Origin of the sequence: Hydrogenoanaerobacterium sp. (assembly GCF_032017025.1) — a bacterium.
GTDB lineage: Bacteria > Bacillota > Clostridia > Oscillospirales > Ruminococcaceae > Hydrogenoanaerobacterium.
This window is the reverse complement of the sequence record NZ_DALZQO010000001.1, coordinates 78,148-96,265: the sequence shown is the minus strand read 5'-3', so window position 1 is coordinate 96,265 and position 18,118 is coordinate 78,148. Positions and strand designations below refer to the sequence as shown.

The following is an 18,118-nucleotide window of genomic DNA, read 5'->3' as shown; positions in this document are numbered from 1 at the left end:
AGGGGAGGGGAAATCAGAGTTGAGTATTTATGTAGATATCAAAAAACGCTTTGGTGACTTCACCCTTGAAATGCAGTTTGAGGCGGAAAATGAAATTGTCGGTATCCTAGGTGCATCCGGCAGCGGAAAAAGCATGACGCTGCGCTGCATTGCGGGCATTGTTACACCCGATTCCGGCGAGATTGTATTAAACGGAAAAACCCTCTACAACTCTGCAAAAAAAATCAACCTTACACCGCAGCAGCGCAATGTCGGGTTGATGTTTCAAAGCTACGCGCTTTTTCCGAATATGACGGTTGCGCAGAACATCGCCGTCGGTATTAAGGATAAGGCGCAGCGTACGAAACTGGTGGGCGACTACATCGAGCTGCTGCGTCTGCAGGGGCTGGTGGGGCGCTATCCATCGCAGCTTTCAGGCGGGCAGCAGCAGCGTGTGGCACTTGCGCGTATGATGGCGAGCAGCCCTGATATTTTGCTGTTGGACGAGCCGTTTTCTGCGCTCGACCGTCATCTGCGTTTTTCGATTGAGCAGGAATTTGCAGACGCACTTGGGTGCTTTGACGGTACGGTGCTGCTTGTATCCCACAATGTGGGCGAAATCTATCAATACTGTGCTACAACTGCCGTTTTGGCACAGGGTAAGATTGCGGAGTACGAAAGCACTGAGGAGTTATTTTACTCGCCCAGAACGGTGGAGGGTGCACGCCTTACAGGCTGTAAGAACCTTTCTGCTGTCAAGGCTATCGGGCACAATACTGTCTTTGCTGAGGATTGGAATCTGCAGTTTATCTTGCAGCAGGAGTTGCCGGACGGAATCACCGCCATCGGCATCCGCGAGGCTGATCTTACACTCACCAATTTTACCGGCGAGTGTGGTGTTTCTGTAACGGTTACAAATGTAAAATATTTTCCACAGTTCGCGGTACTCAACCTTTCCCCAAAGAGGGCACAAAGGGACATTTACTTTACCTGCTCAAAAGCGCTGGTAGGAGATTACCTCACACAGAGTGAACGAGGCGAGCTGTATTTATCTGTTGGCCCCGATCAATTGTTGTTTCTTTCTGGTGAAAGTTAGAATATGGTAATAAAAAACAGCCCAATAAACGGGCTGTTTTTCTTATCTTCAAAATAAATCAACAAAAAAGTTTTTCAAAATTCCATCAGAATGATACAATTTGTAAAAATTACGAATGGATGATAAAAAGCTATTAAAAACGTGGTATAATGTTATGAACAAAAAAGAAAAAAGAAATAGAGCCGGAGGTAATGTATGAAGCATATAATTGACCCTCTTGATTTATCGGTAGATGAAATTACCGAATTGCTTGACGTAGCAGATGACATTGAAAACAACCCCAAGAAATACGCGGAGATTTGCAGGGGGAAAAAGCTTGCGACCTTATTTTACGAGCCAAGCACCCGTACCCGCCTTAGCTTTGAGGCGGCAATGCTGAATTTGGGCGGAAGCATATTGGGCTTTTCGTCGGCAGACTCCAGCTCTGCTTCAAAGGGCGAGAGCGTTGCGGATACCATTCGGGTAATTTCGGGTTATGCCGATATTTGTGCAATGCGCCACCCAAAAGAGGGTGCACCCAAGGTAGCTTCTGAGTACGCAACAATTCCGGTTATCAACGCGGGCGATGGCGGCCACCAGCATCCCACTCAAACCCTTACTGACCTGCTTACGATTCGTTCCCTTAAGGGCAGGCTGGACGATCTTACCATTGGGCTTTGCGGCGACCTTAAATTCGGCAGAACCGTGCACTCCCTCATCAAATCGCTGTCGCGCTACAAAGGCATTCGTTTTGTGCTCATTGCGCCTGAGGAGCTGCGTATTCCCGATTATATCCGCGAAGAAGTGCTGCGTGCAAACAACATTCCGTTTGTCGAGGTAGAGAAGATGGAAGAGGTCATGCCGGAGCTGGATATTTTGTATATGACCCGTGTACAGCGCGAACGCTTTTTTAATGAGGAGGATTACGTGCGTCTGAAAGACAGCTACATTCTCGACATGCAAAAGCTTAGAGCGGCAAAGCCGGATATGTTTATTCTGCACCCGCTGCCGCGCGTCAACGAAATCTCAACCGAGATTGATAACGACCCGAGAGCGGCGTATTTCCGGCAGGCACAGTACGGCGTTTATGTTCGTATGGCGCTGATTCTTAAACTACTGGAATTGGAGGTAAAAGCAGATGATTAATGTTGACAGCTTAAACAGAGGCGTGGTCATCGATCATATCCATGCAGGCAAAGCAATGGAAATCTACCAATACCTGGATCTCGGTCGTCTTGATTGCAGCATTGCGATTATCAAGAACGCAAAAAGCCGTAAAATGGGCAGAAAAGATATCATCAAGATTGATGAGAACATTGATATCAACCTTGATGTGCTGGGTTTTATTGACCCCGATATTTCCATCAACATCATCAACGAGGGCGGATTGATTGAGAAAAAAAAGCTCAAATTGCCCGAGCAGGTGACCAACGTTATTAAATGTAAAAACCCTCGCTGCATTACCTCAATCGAGCAGGGTATCAACCATGTATTTAAGCTTGCCGACGTTCAGAACGGTATCTATCGTTGCATTTATTGTGAACAGGAGTTCCAAAACAAATAATAAATTTTCATCATTGGAGGAGAAAAATCATGGCAAATACAGTTATTGCAGCAAAAAACGCACCCGCAGCGCTGGGGCCATATTCCCATGCAATGCTGGCAAACAATACCCTTTATACTTCCGGTCAGCTGGGGCTTAACCCTGTCTCGGGCGAACTGCTCGCAGGCGTTGAAGCACAGGCAGAAATGGCGCTGAAAAATCTTGGCGCTGTGCTTGAAGCAGCAGGCATGAGCTTTACCGATGTTGTGAAAACCACCGTGTTTCTCGCTGATATGGGTGATTTTGCAGCAATCAATGCAATTTATGCCAACTATTTTAAAGGTGAGTGCCCTGCGCGCTCCTGCGTACAGGTAGCTGCATTGCCAAAAGGCGCCTTGTTTGAAATCGAAGCGATTGCAGTTAAATAGTTTTATGATTTTTTAATTTGGGCAGCAGATAAAGAACTGCAGATTACCTTGAAAAACAGGTATTCTGCAGTTCTTTTGCTTTTGTTACAGGCAATAATAATTTTGCATCATTCTAATTGCTTTTTCTTACAAAAATAATATAAAATTATTATAAAAATCTCTAAATATTATTACAAGGGGCCTAAACAGCTTGAATAATGCTAAAAATGCATTATAATGAGTTTGCATGATAAAAAATAATTATTTATCTGCCGGGCAGGAGCTAGCTGCCTGATGTGCGATGAAAGTCGCAAAAAAATGATATGAGGTGTTATCGTGAAAGAGGCTGTCAACAAAACTCCGGGCTCAATTTTTAGCCTGGAGGGGACTCCCAGCATGAAGCAAATTGTACCACTTGGGCTACAGCATGTAGTTGCGGCAATTGTGGGTGTTGTTACCCCGGCTCTCCTAGTGTCAAATGTGTGCAACCTTTCCCCGGCAGATAAGACTCTTTTGGTCCAGTCATCTCTTTTAATTTCGGCAATCGCAACCTTACTCCAGCTTTTCCCGTTTAGCAAAAAACTGGGTTCAGGTCTGCCCGTAATTATGGGCGTCAGCTTTGCTTATGTACCCACGTTGCTGGCTATCGGCGGCGAATTTGGTATTGCAACCATCTTTGGTTCTCAAATTATCGGCGGTCTTGTCGCTATTGTCGTTGGCATTTTTGTAAAAAAACTAATGGTGCTTTTTCCGCCGCTGGTAACCGGTACGGTTATCTTTACAATTGGTCTTTCGTTGTACCCCACGGCTATCAACTATATGGCCGGCGGTAAGGCTTCAGAGACTTTTGGGTCTCCTCAAAATTGGCTGGTGGCTATCATCACCTTTGCGATTGTAGTGTTTTTTAACTATTACACCAAAGGCTCTATGAAGCTTGCCGCTATTCTCATTGGTATGGTTTCGGGTTACGTGGTTTCGTTTTTCATGGGCATGGTCAGTTTTGATTCTGTTGCAGCGGCTGGCTGGCTTTCGTTCCCCGCACCCATGCACTTTGGAATTGTGTTCCAACCCACCGCAATTGTGTCGATGGTCATAATCTATGTTGTTAACGCAGTACAGACCATTGGCGACCTTTCCTCCACTACTTCGGGCGGCCTTGACAGAATGCCCACCCATGACGAGCTTTCCGGCGGCATCATCGGCAACGGTATTGCCAGTGTGATTGGCGCATTCTTTGGTGGTATGCCCACTGCTACCTATAGCCAGAACGTCGGTATTGTTATTGTAAACAAAGTTGTAAATAGAATAGTATTTGGCTTTGCGGCATGCGTACTGCTTGTTGCAGGATTTGTTCCAAAGTTTGCATCTGTTCTCACCACTATTCCGCAGAGTGTTATCGGTGGTGCTACCATCTCGGTATTTGCTACTATTACTATGACCGGCATTAAAATGATTGCCTCTCAGCCTCTTACACCGAGAAACACCGCAGTAGTTGGTCTTTCAGTTGCGCTTGGCGCAGGTATTGTACAAGCAACCGGCTGTCTGCAGCTTTTCCCGTCGTGGGTTCCCACCGTGTTCGGCAGCTCCTCTGTAGTAGTGGCTACTTTAATGGCTGTTCTGCTGAACCTCATTCTCCCTAAGGACAAACCAGAAGCAAATAAATAAACTACACACTCTATTAGACTGAAAAAAGTTTTACTCGGGATACCCGGCTAAGCCGTATGAAAGAAGGAGGCTATTCATGAACAAATACGTAAGCGCGTACCTACCTCTCGTCGATTTTATCGCCGATTGTATGGGGGAGAACACTGAAGTTGTTTTGCACGACCTAACCGATTACCACCAATCGGTGGTTGCCATCCGCAATGGGAATATCAGCGGAAGGAGTGTTGGTTCACCAATCACCGATCTTTCGCTTAAGGTGCTTAAGGCGGCAACGTTTGAACAAACACCCTACATGGCAAACTACCAGGGGGTAGCAAAAAACGGTCATATGCTTAAATCCTCTACATACTTTATTAAGGACGACAGCGAACGTTTTGTTGGAATGCTTTGTATCAATACGGATTATCACAATTTGGTTTCATCACGCAACCTACTTACCGAGATGATTGCGATGATGAAGATTCCCAATGAGTCTGCGGCAATTTCCGAGAATCTGAATATGAATGTGCACGAGCTTGTTATGAACAATATCCACCGTATCTGTCCCGATATTGGCAATTTAGCGGAGACTATGCAGCAGCGCGAAAAGATGGAGATTGTGGATAAGCTTAACGAGATGGGTACCTTTATGATCAAAGGTGCAATCAGCTATGTGGCTGATGCACTGAGGGTTTCGGTGCCGACAATTTATCGCTATCTAAACCTTGTTAAAAAAGAAAACTAAAAAGAAAGCACGTTGCCTCGGTTGGCAGCGTGCTTTTTACGGTTTGTTTAAGTTATTTTGCATCAATATAGCTGTACAGTGTGTATTTTGAGATACCAAAATGCTTGCTTACTTTATCTCCGGATTTTGTAATGAGAAACGCACCGGTGCTATTGAGAAACTGAATCGCCTTAATTTTATCGTCTTTGCCCATCAGTGCAACGGGTTTTCCCACTAAACGTACGGATTGTTCAATCAGCTCATCAAGCAGATCATTAACATTTTGTGCAATGCGTTCGGGCTCTTTCGTATCCGGCTCGGTGGCAATCAGCGGTTTTAGCGAGTTTTCAATCATCAGCAATCCGGTAATGTCGTAGTTGATGGAGAAAATACCGACAACCTCATTCTTTTCATCGCGGATGTAAATTGTACTTGATTTGAGAATTTTGCCGTCGCGTGTTTTGGTGAGGTAGTTCAGATGATCTTGCAGTTTGCTGTGTTCGCCATGCAGCGCCTCTAATACCACCAAAGAGGGACCGTCGCCTGTTTTGCGCGCGGTTACATGCCCGTTTTCGATAATGACAATCGAGTTTTCGGTAAAATTATTGCTGAGGTCATGCACTACAACCTCACAGTTGCTGCCAAACTGCTGCGATAAGCCTTTCGCAAGCCGCTTTAAAAAATCAAAGGTTAAACCTTGCAGCATAGTTACCTCCGTTTCTCCGGTGCGCATATAGAATGGGCCAAAACCGCATGGTAATGCCTCCGGTGCAAATTTGTATAGTATCCATCATAACAGAAACTAAAAATAAATCAACAGTTTGCATTAAAAAAAATAATTGCTAAAAAATAATTTTTAGTTTATGCATATCGCCAATGCTTTCCTGCTTGATTTTTATTAAATCGAATGGTAAAATATAAATTGTAAACAGAAAAACTATACTTTCTGTGCAATGTGTAGCGTTTGTGTTAAAAGTAATACTAAGTAAATCGAAACGTAAAAAGAAAAGAACAGCTGAAACGGAGTGCTTTGCGCACGGGCTGAATGTTCACAATTCCGGGGAACATTCTGCACGTCGCGTAGGCCTTTTTTATTGCAGAAAACCCGGCAGGGAACATTCCTTTTTCAAACGTGCAACCAACATTATCTTAAAATAGCAAGGAGAATGCGCGATGTTATTAATTGGAAACGGTAGACTGGTTACCCGCGACGAAAACAACCTCTTTCTGGAGAACGGCTGTGTCTGCGTAGAAAAAGAGCTGATTACAGAGGTGGGCGAAACCGCTGCAATGAGGGCGAAATATCCCGACGCTGAGTTTATCGATGCTAAGGGCGGCGTTATTATGCCGGGTCTTATTAATGCGCACAATCATATTTACAGTGCGTTTGCGCGCGGTCTTTCTATCAAGGGGCATAATCCGAAAAACTTTATGGATATTCTTGACGGACTGTGGTGGACGCTTGACCGTAAGCTTACGATTGAAGACACCAAATACAGCGCTTATGCCACTTACCTGGATTGCATCAAAAACGGTGTGACAACCGTATTTGACCACCATGCAAGCTATGGCGCAATTGATGGTAGCCTGTTTGCAATTTCAGATGCAGCGGCAGAATACGGCGTACGCACCTGCCTGTGCTACGAGGTTTCTGACCGTGACGGCGAAGATAAAATGAAACAGGCAGTGCTGGAGAATGAAGCGTTCATCAAAGCAGCGCTGAAAGATGATAACGATATGCAGTACGGCATGATGGGCATGCACGCTGCGTTTACACTTTCGAATAAAACCTTAGAGCTTTGCCGCGAGCATACCCCTAAGGGCACAGGCTTTCACATCCATGTCGCCGAGGGCATCAGTGATGTTTACGATTCCCTTGAAAAATACGGTAAGCGCGTTGTCAATCGCCTTTATGATATGGATATCCTCGGCCCGCAAACGATTGCCGGTCACTGCATCCACATCAACGAGCACGAAATGGATCTTTTAAAGCATACCGACACTATGGTGGTACACAACCCCGAATCCAACATGGGCAATGCCGTTGGCTGCCCCGCAGTGCTTAACTTGTTCCAAAAGGGCATTCTCATTGGCCTTGGAACAGACGGCTACACCAACGATATGCTTGAATCCTATAAGGTTGCGAATATTCTTCACAAGCACAACACCTGCAACCCCAATGTAGCATGGGGCGAAATTCCCGTCATGCTGTTTCACAACAATGCCGCCATTGCAAACCGCTACTTCAAAAAGCCCCTTGGTGTGCTGAAGGCAGGTGCAGCGGCAGATGTCATCGTCACCGACTACAATCCGCTCACCCCAATGACCGCCGATAACATTAACGGTCATACCTTGTTTGGAATGAACGGGCGCAGCGTTGTCACCACCGTCTGCAACGGCAAGGTGCTGATGAAAGACCGTGAGCTGCTTGGTGTTGATGAGGCAGCGGTTCTTGCAAAATGCCGCGAACAGGCAAAAGGTCTGGCAGACCGCATCAACTTTGGGAGATAATAAATCAGATTTGGATTTCTGTGGGCTGAACGCATTTCATTATCAGCCGCAATAGAGAGGAGAAATACACATGAGTGATAGAATGAGACCAATCCCATTTGACAAACTGGTCAACTGGGTACTGGAGGAGCATAAAAACGACGGTGCTGTTTTTGGCGTACAGCGCCCCTTTATTAAAAAAGATGATAAGGTGCTGCACCTGTTCGGCGAGCAGATGGAAACACCGTTTGGCCCTGCGGCAGGGCCGCACACCCAGCTTGCACAGAATATTATTGCCTCGTATTTTGCAGGCAGCCGTTTCTTTGAGCTGAAAACCGTACAGACGCTGGATGGCGAGGATTTGCCGGTTGCAAAGCCCTGCATCAATGCCGAGGACGAGTGCTATAACGTCGAATGGTCGACCGAACTGCGTGTGCCTGAGGCATATGACGAATACGTCAAGGCATGGTTTGCCCTCAAGCTGATCTCAAAGGAGTTCGGACTGGGCAGCGATACCGGATTTATGTTCAATATGAGTGTCGGCTACGACCTTGAGGGTATCAAATCCAAAAAGATAGACACCTTTATTGAGGGGCTCAAAGATGCCTCTGCTACCGAGATTTGGGCGGAGTGCAAAGCGTATACGCTTGCCAACCTAAACCGTTTTGAGCATATTGATGCAGCGTTTGTAGAGGGCATCAGCCCTCAAGTCTGCACCTCCATCACGCTCTCCACCCTGCACGGATGCCCTCCGCAGGAGATTGAGCGTATCGCCACCTACCTCATCACCGAGAAGGGGCTCAATACCTATATCAAATGCAACCCGACCTTGCTCGGCTACGAATTTGCACGCAAAACCATGGATGAGATGGGGTATGACTATCTCGTATTTGATGACCACCACTTTAATAACGATCTGCAATTTGAAGACGCAGTGCCGATGATTGGGCGCCTGATTGCCTTGGCAGAGAGCAAAGGACTTACCTTTGGTGTGAAGCTCACCAACACCTTTCCGGTGGGCATTGCACAAGGCGAGCTGCCCGGCGAGGAGATGTATATGTCCGGCCGCTCACTCTATCCCCTCACTGTTTCGTTGGCGCATAAGCTTTCCAAAGCGTTTGATGGCAAGCTGCGCATTTCCTATTCCGGCGGTGCGGATATCTTTAACATTGAAAAGATATTCGAGATTGGTATCTGGCCGATCACTCTCGCAACCACTCTGCTTAAGCCGGGCGGCTACCAGAGGCTTTCACAGATGGCAGAAGCTCTGGATGCTCACGAATACAAGGATTTCGACGGGGTTGACCTCGTTAAGCTGCAGGCATTGGCCTATGACTGTGTGCGTGACCCTCACCACCTAAAAGCAATCAAGCCGTTGCCGAACCGTAAGATGAATAAGAAGGTTCCCCTCATCGATTGCTTTACCGCACCATGTCAAAACGGATGTCCTATTGAACAGGATATCCCTGCCTATGTGCGTTTGACCGGTGAAGGCAAGCACCTTGAGGCACTCAAGGTTATCACCGAGAAAAACCCGCTGCCGTTCATCACTGGTACCATCTGCCCACACCACTGTGCAGATAAGTGTACCCGTAGCTTCTACGACGATTCGGTAAAGATTCGCGCCGCGAAGCTGGAGGCCGCCGAAGCTGGTTACGATCAGCTGATGGCAGAGTTGGAGACACCAAAAACCAAGGGCAGATCCAAGGTCGCAATCATCGGTGGCGGCCCCGCAGGCCTTGCGGCGGCATATTTCCTGGGCAAAGAAGGAATGCAGGTAACCGTATTTGAGAAGAAAAAAGAGCTTGGCGGTATTGTAAAACTTGTTATTCCCGAGTTTAGAATCCCGTCTGCTGCCATTGAAAAAGATATTGACCTTGTGCGCAGCATGGGTGCGGAGTTTATACTCGGCTCTGAGCAAACCTCGGTAGAGGAGCTTAAAGCGCGTGGTTATAAATACGTACTGTTCGCTGTGGGCGCATGGAAGCCCGGCAGCCTGCGCCTGGAAAGTGGCGAGGCGATGAATGTACTCGAATTCTTAGAGAAATACAAGGCGGATGAATCCAGCCTCAACCTTGGTAAAAATGTTGTCATCGTCGGCGGAGGAAACACCGCTATGGATGCTGCCCGTGCCGCAAAACGCGTCAAGGGTGTGGAAAAGGTTTCGCTCGTTTACCGCAGAACCAAACGCTACATGCCTGCGGATGAAGAAGAGCTTGCACTTGCACTGGAGGACGGTGTGGAGTTCTGTGAGCTGCTTGCACCCATTGGAATTGAAAACGGCATGCTCAAATGCTACAAAATGGAGCTTGGTGCACCCGATGAGAGTGGCAGACGCAGCCCCGTACAAACCGAAGAAATTGTTAAGGTTCCCGCCGATACCGTGATTGCGGCGGTGGGCGAAAAGGTTGACACTGCGCTGTTTGAGAAAAACGGCATCGCTGTTGATGAGCACGGACGTGTGAAAGCAGACACGAAAACCTTTAAAACCAGTATTGAGAATGTCTTTGTTGCAGGCGATGCTCTGCGTGGCCCCGCAACTGTGGTAGAAGCAATTGCCGACGCCATCCAGTTTGCAAAAGCCATTTCCAAACTGGAGACCGACCGTTACGCGGAGCTGAATGTCAACCCCAACCCTGCAAACGTAAGGCTGAAAAAAGGTGTTCTTGAGGTTGATACCGATGCTTACAAGCAAAGTGAGCGCTGCTTAGAGTGCCCAACAGTGTGCGAATGCTGTGTAGATGTTTGCCCCAACCGTGCAAATCTCTCCATCCATGTTGGCTCCAAGCCAATGGCACAGATTATTCATGTCGACGGTATGTGCAACGAGTGCGGCAACTGTGCAAGCTTCTGCCCATACGACAGCGCACCTTACAAAGAGAAATTTACCTTGTTTGAGAATCTTGCCGATTTTGAGGACAGCACCAACGAAGGCTTCTTGTGCGTTGACGGCGCAAAGAGCATCTTCCATGTTCGTTTGGATGGTCAGGTTAAGGATTATCAGATTTCAGACCCCAAATGCGGTCTTCCTGAAGATATTCGCAAACTGATTGCCACCACCTATGTCGAATACAATTATCTTTTTTAATTGACAAGTTTTCATCATCGTATTACCATTGTCTTAAGAAAATAGCCTATGCGGGTGTCCGAACAGACGGATACCCGTATTGTGCATGTTCAAGGGGGCTATACTATGTCAAAAATTATCAAGGGCGGAACCATTGTTACACCAAAGGGCAGCTTTGCTGCCGATCTTCGCATAGAAGACAACAAGATTGCCGAAATTGCCGAGCAGCTGCCCGCAGACGGCGCTGAGGTGCTGGATGCCACCGGCTGCCTGCTGTTTCCCGGTTTTATTGACGCGCACACCCACTTTGATATGAGCACCGGTACTGCTTTGACAGCGGATAACTTCCATAGCGGTACAAGAGGTGCCATAGTTGGCGGCACCACTACCATCGTCGATTTTGCAACGCAAGAAAAAGGTGAAACCCTGGTGCAGGCGCTGAAAAACTGGCACGCGAAAGCCGACGGTGTATCCTCCTGTGATTATGCGTTTCATATGGCAATCAGCGACTGGAACCCATCTGTTCGTAACGAAATTGATACGATGGTGGCCGAGGGTGTCACCTCATTTAAGCTGTACCTCGCCTACGACAACCTGCGCGTTTCGGATGGAGAACTGTACGAGATTCTCAAATGTGTACGCGATGTGCATGGTATCATCGGTGTCCATTGCGAAAACGGTGACCTTGTCAATGAAATGATTGCGGAAAAACGTGCCGCAGGCGAGCTTACCCCCGCCGCACACCCGGCCTCCCGCCCCGATTTTGTAGAAGCCGAAGCGGTTTCGCGCTACCTCTACATTGCCGAGGCGTCAGATGCCCCCGTTAATATTGTACACTTGAGCACCAAACTGGGTTTTGATGAAGTGCTAAAAGCACGCGCAAAAGGCCAGAAGGTATATGTAGAAACATGCCCGCATTACCTAATGCTCGATGAAAGCCGTTACAACCTTGAAAATTTTGAGAGCGCAAAATACGTTTGCTCCCCGCCTTTGCGCAAAAAAGAAGATCAGCAGTGCCTGTGGACAGCGCTGAAAAATAACGATATCGATACCGTTTCTACCGACCATTGCAGCTTTAACTTCAAAAAGCAGAAGGAGCAGGGGAGAGATGATTTCAGCAAAATTCCCAACGGTATGCCGGGTGTTGAGCACCGCCCTGCTGTAATGTATACCTATGGTGTGTGCGAAAACCGCATTACCAAAGAGCAAATGGCAGCGCAGCTGAGTGAGAACACTGCCCGTTTGTTCGGTATGTACCCGCAAAAGGGGGCAATGCTTGCAGGCAGCGATGCAGATATTGTAGTGTGGGACCCCTCGTTTAAGGGAACAATCACTGCGCAGCATATGCAGCAAAATGTAGACTATACTCCGTATGAGGGCTTGGCTGTTACGGGCAGACCCAAGGCGGTATTTCTGCGCGGGCAGCAGGTGGTGCAGGATGGCGAAGTGATTGCCGAGCATTGCGGCGCCTACGTGCATCGCCACGAAAGTGAGTATTACCCGCAGCATGGATAAAGGATTTTAGCGAATATTGTGTAAAAAAGACGGGTGATTTGCCCGTCTTTTTTATATATCAATTGAATTATTAATTTTTCAAAAATTGTGCAATATAATCGAAAATTTATGGTACTATATAGGTAATAACAATAGTAAAAAGAGGAACTTAATTATGAAAAAAACTACAAAGCTTATTGCTGCAGTTTTATCACTCGCAATAACAATACCGCTTGCTGCATTTAAAGTGCCGGACTCCCCTTTGCGTAATCATATGCTGCAAACGAGTGTATCCGACCTATCCTCGGAAGATGAAGACATGCTCAGGCGGCTCAGCGGTACATGGAAAGGCTCGTTTTATGTTGTGGTGGGCGAGGCAAAGTATATCAACGATAACGTCACCATGAATTTTGTAAACAGCAAAGAGGGGCACAAGATTTACCTCACGGTTGCATCTTGCGATGCAGCTTATCTGAAGCCGAACGAGTGGCATTTGGAAGACGGCCGCTTAGTCTATACATTTAACGACGGGCCATGGCAGGCAAATGTCAGCCTGCGCTTTGAAAATGACAAAACACTCGTGGGGGTATATGAGCAGTATGGCAGCAGGCATGATGTTCGTTTTGTTAAAACATCTGCAACCCCTGTAGACCTCGGGCTTCAGCCGCAGTTTTCGTTTGAGGGTATTTCGGCAAACGACAGCCTCAAAAAGCTAAGAGAATACCCTGGCTATACCAATGCCGGCGGGGGCATCCCATATACCTACGAGCTGGGCAACCGAAACAAATTGAAAGCAGCCATAAACACCTATGCCCTAGATGAATTGATGAACGCTCAGGAGGATGATGTGAGCAAGATGACCGCACTTCTGAATTGGGTGTGCAACAATTTCCGCCACAATGGGGAATCCGGCATGCCAGAAAAACAGGATGCACAATCAGTTATGCAGTACAGCAAAAGAATGGGCGGGGTAGAATGCAGGGGGCTTTCGATTATTCTCTCGGAAATGCTGCGAGCCTACGGAGTACCTGCAAAGTCAATCAAATGTGCGCCTGCTAGTGCAAACAGCGAGTTTTGCCATGTGGTGGTGCATGCCTATTCCAAAGAGCTAAAGCAATGGATTATGCTTGACCCGACCTATCGCCTGATTTTAAAGAATGATAAGGACACGTATGTGAGCCTGCCAATGCTGCGTGAAAGCCTCATCAACGGCACGAAGCTGGTTCCGAATGAAAATGCGGGGCGCAACGGCAGACCTTTCTATTTGGATTTTTACCGCGCTTATATGACTCAAAATTCATTCCATTTTTCCAGTGCAACCAATTTTTCATCTGGTTCTGAGGGTAGTGCAGGCAACCTTGTTAACGCTCTGGTGCCGGCTGGCTATCCCGCGACTTATGCTTATTACAGGAGTGAGCGCCCCACTAACAGCAGCGACGAATTCTGGAAGCTGCCGAAATAATCTTATGTTTAATATGAAAAAAGTGCCTTACCAAACGGTGAGGCACTTTTCTGCATCTTGAGAGCTATTTCTTTTTTCGGGAATAAGGGGTATCCTCCATCGGTAGCTTGGTTCTGAATTTGCCGTCCCAATTGTAATAGGCGAGCTGCACGGCAGGTGGAGTGGGAATCGAACAGATTTCACCAATACCCTTTGCACCGTAGGCAAGGTCGTTGTCGTTCTTTTCGATGATTACCGACTCAATATCCGGTACCTGAGTAGATTTGAGTAAGCCCAATGTACCGTATTTTGCGGTGGGGATACCATCCTTGAGTGGGAAATCCTCAGTCAAAGCGTAACCAAGACTCATCACAACGCCACCCTCAATTTGTCCCTCAACGCTGATTGGGTTAACAGCTTTGCCAACGTCGTGTACAGCAATTACTTTTGCAAGCTTGCCATCCTCATCCAAATCTACCAGATGGGTTGCAAAGCCGTAGGCGATATGGCTGACAGGGTTAGGCTTGTCGCTACCCATTTTGTCGGTAACACCAAGGTATTCACCGATAAATTCCTGACCGTTCAGGCTCTCGAGTGCATTGTTGCCCAATGCTTCTTTCAGTGCGATAGCAGCACGGTGGGTTGCCTCGCCGGTAAACAGCGTCTGGCGGGATGCTGTGGTGTTGCCCGAGTTGGGCGCTTCTCTGGTATCGGGTATATCGTAAACCACCTGATCGGGGCTTAACTCAAGTGTTGTACACACCATTTGAGTAACGACAGTACCCATACCCTGACCAATGCATGCCGCACTGGTGTGAATATGCACCTTGCCATCTCTCACGGTCAGTCGGCAGCGACCGGTGTCGGGAATGCCCACACCCAAACCGCTGTTCTTCATTGCACATGCAATGCCCGCTTTGGGGTGTGCATCCAGATAAGGCTTTACTGCCTCCAGTGTTTCCACCAACGCGGTGGAATCATCGGCAATCTGCCCGTTAGGCAGTATCTGTCCGGGACGTATTGCGTTGCGGTAACGAATTTCCCATGGGGAAATCCCTACTTTTTCGGCCAAGAGATTGAGGTTACACTCGGTTGCGAAACAGCTCTGCGTTACACCAAAGCCGCGGAATGCACCTGCGGGCGGGTTGTTGGTGTACCATGCCTGCCCGTGAATATCAATATCTTGATAGTTATAGGGGCCTGCCGCATGAGTACAAGCTCTTTGCAGAACAGGGCCACCGAGAGAAGCGTAGCAGCCGGTATCGGTGAGCAGCGTCGCTTTCATTGCGGTGAGGTAGCCGTTTTCGTCACAAGCGGTGGTAAACTCCATCTCCATTGGGTGGCGTTTGGGGTGTACGAGCATACTTTCTTTGCGGGTAAAGGATACTTTTACGGGGCGTTGGGTTTTGTATGCGAGAATCGCTGCGAGGTGCTGAACGCTCATATCCTCTTTGCCGCCAAAGCCGCCGCCTACCATTTTGGCAATTACACGCACCTTTTCCTCGGGCAGCCCCAGTGCTTCGCTGCATTCCTTGCGTGTCTGGTAAATACCCTGATCGCCGGAGTAGATCAGCACACCGTCGTCCTCGGGCAGCGCAACGGCGGTTTCAGGCTCAAGAAAAGCATGATCGGTGAACGGAGTACTGTAATGCATCGTCACCACATGCTTTGAATTTTTAATTTTCTCATCTGCGTTGCCGCGCACCAGGCGCTCATTGGCAAGCAGGTTGCCGGTCTCGTGAATCAGCGGTGCGCCTTCTGCCATCGACTCTTCAACAGATAGAATCGGCTTCAGCACCTCATAATCGATTTTTACCAGCTTCTTTGCTTCTTCAAGCACTTCTTTGCTCTCAGCGGCAATCAGTACAATAGCATCCCCTGCAAAATGCGTTTCTTTGCCCTCGGGAATCAGCACATCGTAATCCTTTTTAAGGTGCCCGATTTTCTGGTTGCCGGGTAAGTCGGCCGCAGTGAGCACCGCAGCCACACCGGGCAGAGCTTTCGCCTCACTTACATCAATGTGCTTGACAAGGGCGCGGGGGTGACCGCTGCGCACTGCACTGCCGTACAGCATACCTTCCTTGTAAATGTCATCGGTGTATTCCGCTACGCCAAGCGCCTTTGCAACGGCGTCAACGCGGTGCAGGTTCTCACCAATCACACCGGTAAAATCATGTGCGGGCACAGCAGTATTCTCGCGAAACAGCTTTGCGGCGAATAAAATTGCTTCCTCAATCTTTTTATATCCGGTGCAGCGGCAGATATTATTTTTAATCGCTTCTTTTACTTCAATAGGTGAAGGGGTCGGATTGCTGTCAATCAGCCCTTTTGCGCTGATTATCATGCCCGGTGTGCAAAATCCGCACTGAACAGCTCCCACGTGGGTAAATGCATAACCATAAACATCTTTTTCGCGCGGGGTTAGCCCCTCAGCCGTTACAATACTTTTTCCGGCCGAACGTGCGGTGGTTAGAATGCAGGCTTTTGTTGCCTTTCCATCTACCAAAACCATACAGGTTCCGCAGGCGCCCTCTGAACATCCGTTTTTAACAGAAGTGAGGTTAAGATTATCTCTCAAATATGTAATCAGTTTCTCATCCTTCTGCGCAAAAGTTGTCTGCCCGTTTACCACGAATTCAAACATAACTGCACCTCGTTTCTACATATTTTTCTCTACAGCCCGCGCGCGAAGCACTCCGTTTCAGCTATATGATAACAACACTAAAAATTTTTAAGATTTTTATAACTTTTAACTGAAGTATGACTTTACTGCACTTTGTACACAATTAAAAAACAATAAAAGAATTATAGTGTCACTATTACATAGTTTATCATCATAAAACAGAAAAAGCAAGGGCAAAAATCCCCTGATTTCGGTAAAAATAAAATATTTTTGAGCAAATCTAAAAATTTTTTAGAAAACCTATTGATTTCTTCGTTTTCTGTGCTATGATGGAAACATAAAGCAACACCAAGCAATGGAAAATACCGCTTATAATATTAGGAGGGGGCCGTACGAATGGATAAGATTAAATGGGTAGCAAACCAAATGCCTAAAACCGATGACGCGCAGCTTAAAGTAATGGCGCTGCCCGAGGTAGAGAAAGCGAGAGCGTTCCATAAAAGCTTTCCGCAGTACACCACAACACCTCTGGCACATTTAAAGAATATGGCAGAGGTTCTTGGGGTAAAAGAGTTCTTTGTTAAGGATGAATCCTACCGTTTTGGCTTAAACGCATTTAAAGTTCTAGGCGGGTCTTTCGCAATGGCGCGCTACATAGCACAGCAACTCGGCAAAGATGTTTCTGAGGTCGACTACAACTACTTAACCTCCGATAAGCTCCGCGAGGAGTTTGGTCAAGCAACCTTTTTTACCGCAACTGACGGCAACCACGGCAGAGGCGTTGCGTGGGCAGCAAATAAATTGGGACAAAAATCAGTTGTGTTAATGCCGAAGGGCTCTACCAAAACACGCTTTGACAACATTGCCAAAGAGGGTGCAAAGGTAAGCATTGAAGAAGTCAACTACGACGAATGTGTTCGTATGGCTAACGCAATGGCAGAAAAAACCGAGCACGGTGTTATGGTGCAGGATACCGCATGGGACGGCTATGAGGAGATTCCGGCGTGGATTATGCAAGGCTACGGTACTATGGCAATGGAGGCTTACGAACAGCTCAAGGCTTCCGGTGTTGAGCGGCCAACCCATATCTTTGTTCAGGCCGGTGTAGGTTCTCTGGCGGGTGCAGTACAGGGCTTCTTTGCCAATATGTACCCCGAAAACTGCCCCACCACCGTTGTTATGGAAGCTGAAATCGCAGCCTGCCTGTATAAATCGGCGGCTGAGCAGGATGGTAAGATCCGTTTTGCAGAGGGCGATTTGCAAACCATTATGGCTGGTCTTGCTTGTGGCGAGCCGAACACCATCTCGTGGGATATTCTGAAAAACCACAGCAGCTTCTTTGTCTCCTGCCCCGATTGGGTAGCGGCAAAAGGAATGAGAATGCTGGGCGCACCGATGAAGGGCGACCCGCAGGTGGTTTCCGGAGAATCCGGCGCAGTTGCAATGGGTCTCATCGCAACACTTATGGAAAGCGATGAATATAAGGACCTTCGTGAAGCGTTGAAGCTTGACGAGAACTCCAAGATTTTGATGTTCTCCACCGAAGGAGATACCGACCCCGAAAGTTACCGCAATATCGTTTGGAACGGTTCTCACGCGTCATACGTTGAGAAGTAAGGCAACCGTAACAC

Annotated in this window: 13 protein-coding genes; 11 read left to right on the top strand and 2 right to left on the bottom strand. The window is 47.6% G+C overall.

The genetic code is table 11. From position 1 onward, the window contains the following. Positions 1-19: 19 nt before the first annotated feature. From RTV33_RS00460 to RTV33_RS00435, 6 genes are all read left to right on the top strand, one after another. Entirely contained in the window at positions 20-1,075 is a 1,056-nt protein-coding gene (locus RTV33_RS00460) for an ATP-binding cassette domain-containing protein (protein WP_312640405.1), read from the top strand. Between the two features lie 195 nt (positions 1,076-1,270). Next, positions 1,271-2,200: an aspartate carbamoyltransferase gene (pyrB, locus tag RTV33_RS00455; RefSeq protein ID WP_312640403.1), complete on the top strand. Its 930-nt coding sequence runs from the start codon at positions 1,271-1,273 to the stop codon at positions 2,198-2,200. Further along, entirely contained in the window at positions 2,193-2,618 is a 426-nt protein-coding gene (locus tag RTV33_RS00450; protein WP_312640401.1) for an aspartate carbamoyltransferase regulatory subunit, read from the top strand. Before pyrB ends, RTV33_RS00450 begins: the two co-directional genes overlap by 8 nt. 29 nt (positions 2,619-2,647) lie before the next feature. Beyond that, on the top strand, positions 2,648-3,025 hold the full coding sequence (locus tag RTV33_RS00445; protein ID WP_312640398.1) for a RidA family protein: 378 nt from the start codon (positions 2,648-2,650) through the stop codon (positions 3,023-3,025). Between the two features lie 375 nt (positions 3,026-3,400). Continuing rightward, positions 3,401-4,669 carry a nucleobase:cation symporter-2 family protein gene (locus RTV33_RS00440; protein WP_312640396.1) on the top strand — a complete coding sequence of 423 codons (1,269 nt, stop codon included), beginning with the start codon at positions 3,401-3,403 and terminating at the stop codon, positions 4,667-4,669. Positions 4,670-4,745: 76 nt separating this feature from the next. Next, complete coding sequence (locus tag RTV33_RS00435; RefSeq protein WP_312640395.1) at positions 4,746-5,393, top strand: PAS domain-containing protein; 648 nt, start codon at positions 4,746-4,748, stop codon at positions 5,391-5,393. A 52-nt stretch (positions 5,394-5,445) separates the two neighbouring features. Here RTV33_RS00435 and RTV33_RS00430 read toward each other — a convergent pair whose 3' ends face one another. After that, entirely contained in the window at positions 5,446-6,078 is a 633-nt protein-coding gene (locus tag RTV33_RS00430; RefSeq protein WP_312640394.1) for a helix-turn-helix transcriptional regulator, read from the bottom strand. A 467-nt stretch (positions 6,079-6,545) separates the two neighbouring features. Here RTV33_RS00430 and ssnA point away from each other — a divergent pair, with 467 nt between their 5' ends. From ssnA to RTV33_RS00410, 4 genes are all read left to right on the top strand, one after another. Then, positions 6,546-7,883 (top strand): putative aminohydrolase SsnA, encoded by a 1,338-nt coding sequence (gene ssnA / locus RTV33_RS00425; RefSeq protein ID WP_312640392.1) that lies wholly within the window; start codon positions 6,546-6,548, stop codon positions 7,881-7,883. 70 nt (positions 7,884-7,953) lie between these two features. Beyond that, the gene (gene ygfK, locus RTV33_RS00420; RefSeq protein WP_312640390.1) at positions 7,954-10,950 is read left to right on the top strand and encodes a putative selenate reductase subunit YgfK; all 2,997 of its coding nucleotides are present in this window, start codon (positions 7,954-7,956) and stop codon (positions 10,948-10,950) included. Positions 10,951-11,055: 105 nt separating this feature from the next. Next, positions 11,056-12,444 (top strand): dihydropyrimidinase, encoded by a 1,389-nt coding sequence (hydA, locus tag RTV33_RS00415; RefSeq protein WP_312640388.1) that lies wholly within the window; start codon positions 11,056-11,058, stop codon positions 12,442-12,444. Between the two features lie 154 nt (positions 12,445-12,598). Next, positions 12,599-13,885, top strand: a complete 1,287-nt coding sequence (locus RTV33_RS00410; protein WP_312640386.1) for a transglutaminase-like domain-containing protein — start codon at positions 12,599-12,601, stop codon at positions 13,883-13,885. A gap of 64 nt (positions 13,886-13,949) precedes the next feature. Here RTV33_RS00410 and xdh read toward each other — a convergent pair whose 3' ends face one another. After that, the gene (gene xdh, locus RTV33_RS00405; protein ID WP_312640384.1) at positions 13,950-16,508 is read right to left on the bottom strand and encodes a selenium-dependent xanthine dehydrogenase; all 2,559 of its coding nucleotides are present in this window, start codon (positions 16,506-16,508) and stop codon (positions 13,950-13,952) included. A 375-nt stretch (positions 16,509-16,883) separates the two neighbouring features. On the opposite strand from xdh, the gene dpaL reads away from it, so the two are divergent. Beyond that, entirely contained in the window at positions 16,884-18,104 is a 1,221-nt protein-coding gene (gene dpaL, locus RTV33_RS00400; RefSeq protein ID WP_312640382.1) for a diaminopropionate ammonia-lyase, read from the top strand. Positions 18,105-18,118 lie beyond the last annotated feature (14 nt).

Coding starts and splice junctions, on each gene's coding strand:
- pyrB (WP_312640403.1), top strand. CDS start 1,271: ATGAAGCATATAATTGACCCTCTTGATTTATCGGTAGATGAAATTACC.
- RTV33_RS00450 (WP_312640401.1), top strand. CDS start 2,193: ATGATTAATGTTGACAGCTTAAACAGAGGCGTGGTCATCGATCATATC.
- RTV33_RS00445 (WP_312640398.1), top strand. CDS start 2,648: ATGGCAAATACAGTTATTGCAGCAAAAAACGCACCCGCAGCGCTGGGG.
- RTV33_RS00440 (WP_312640396.1), top strand. CDS start 3,401: ATGAAGCAAATTGTACCACTTGGGCTACAGCATGTAGTTGCGGCAATT.
- RTV33_RS00435 (WP_312640395.1), top strand. CDS start 4,746: ATGAACAAATACGTAAGCGCGTACCTACCTCTCGTCGATTTTATCGCC.
- RTV33_RS00430 (WP_312640394.1), bottom strand. CDS start 6,078: ATGCTGCAAGGTTTAACCTTTGATTTTTTAAAGCGGCTTGCGAAAGGC.
- ssnA (WP_312640392.1), top strand. CDS start 6,546: ATGTTATTAATTGGAAACGGTAGACTGGTTACCCGCGACGAAAACAAC.
- ygfK (WP_312640390.1), top strand. CDS start 7,954: ATGAGTGATAGAATGAGACCAATCCCATTTGACAAACTGGTCAACTGG.
- hydA (WP_312640388.1), top strand. CDS start 11,056: ATGTCAAAAATTATCAAGGGCGGAACCATTGTTACACCAAAGGGCAGC.
- RTV33_RS00410 (WP_312640386.1), top strand. CDS start 12,599: ATGAAAAAAACTACAAAGCTTATTGCTGCAGTTTTATCACTCGCAATA.
- xdh (WP_312640384.1), bottom strand. CDS start 16,508: ATGTTTGAATTCGTGGTAAACGGGCAGACAACTTTTGCGCAGAAGGAT.
- dpaL (WP_312640382.1), top strand. CDS start 16,884: ATGGATAAGATTAAATGGGTAGCAAACCAAATGCCTAAAACCGATGAC.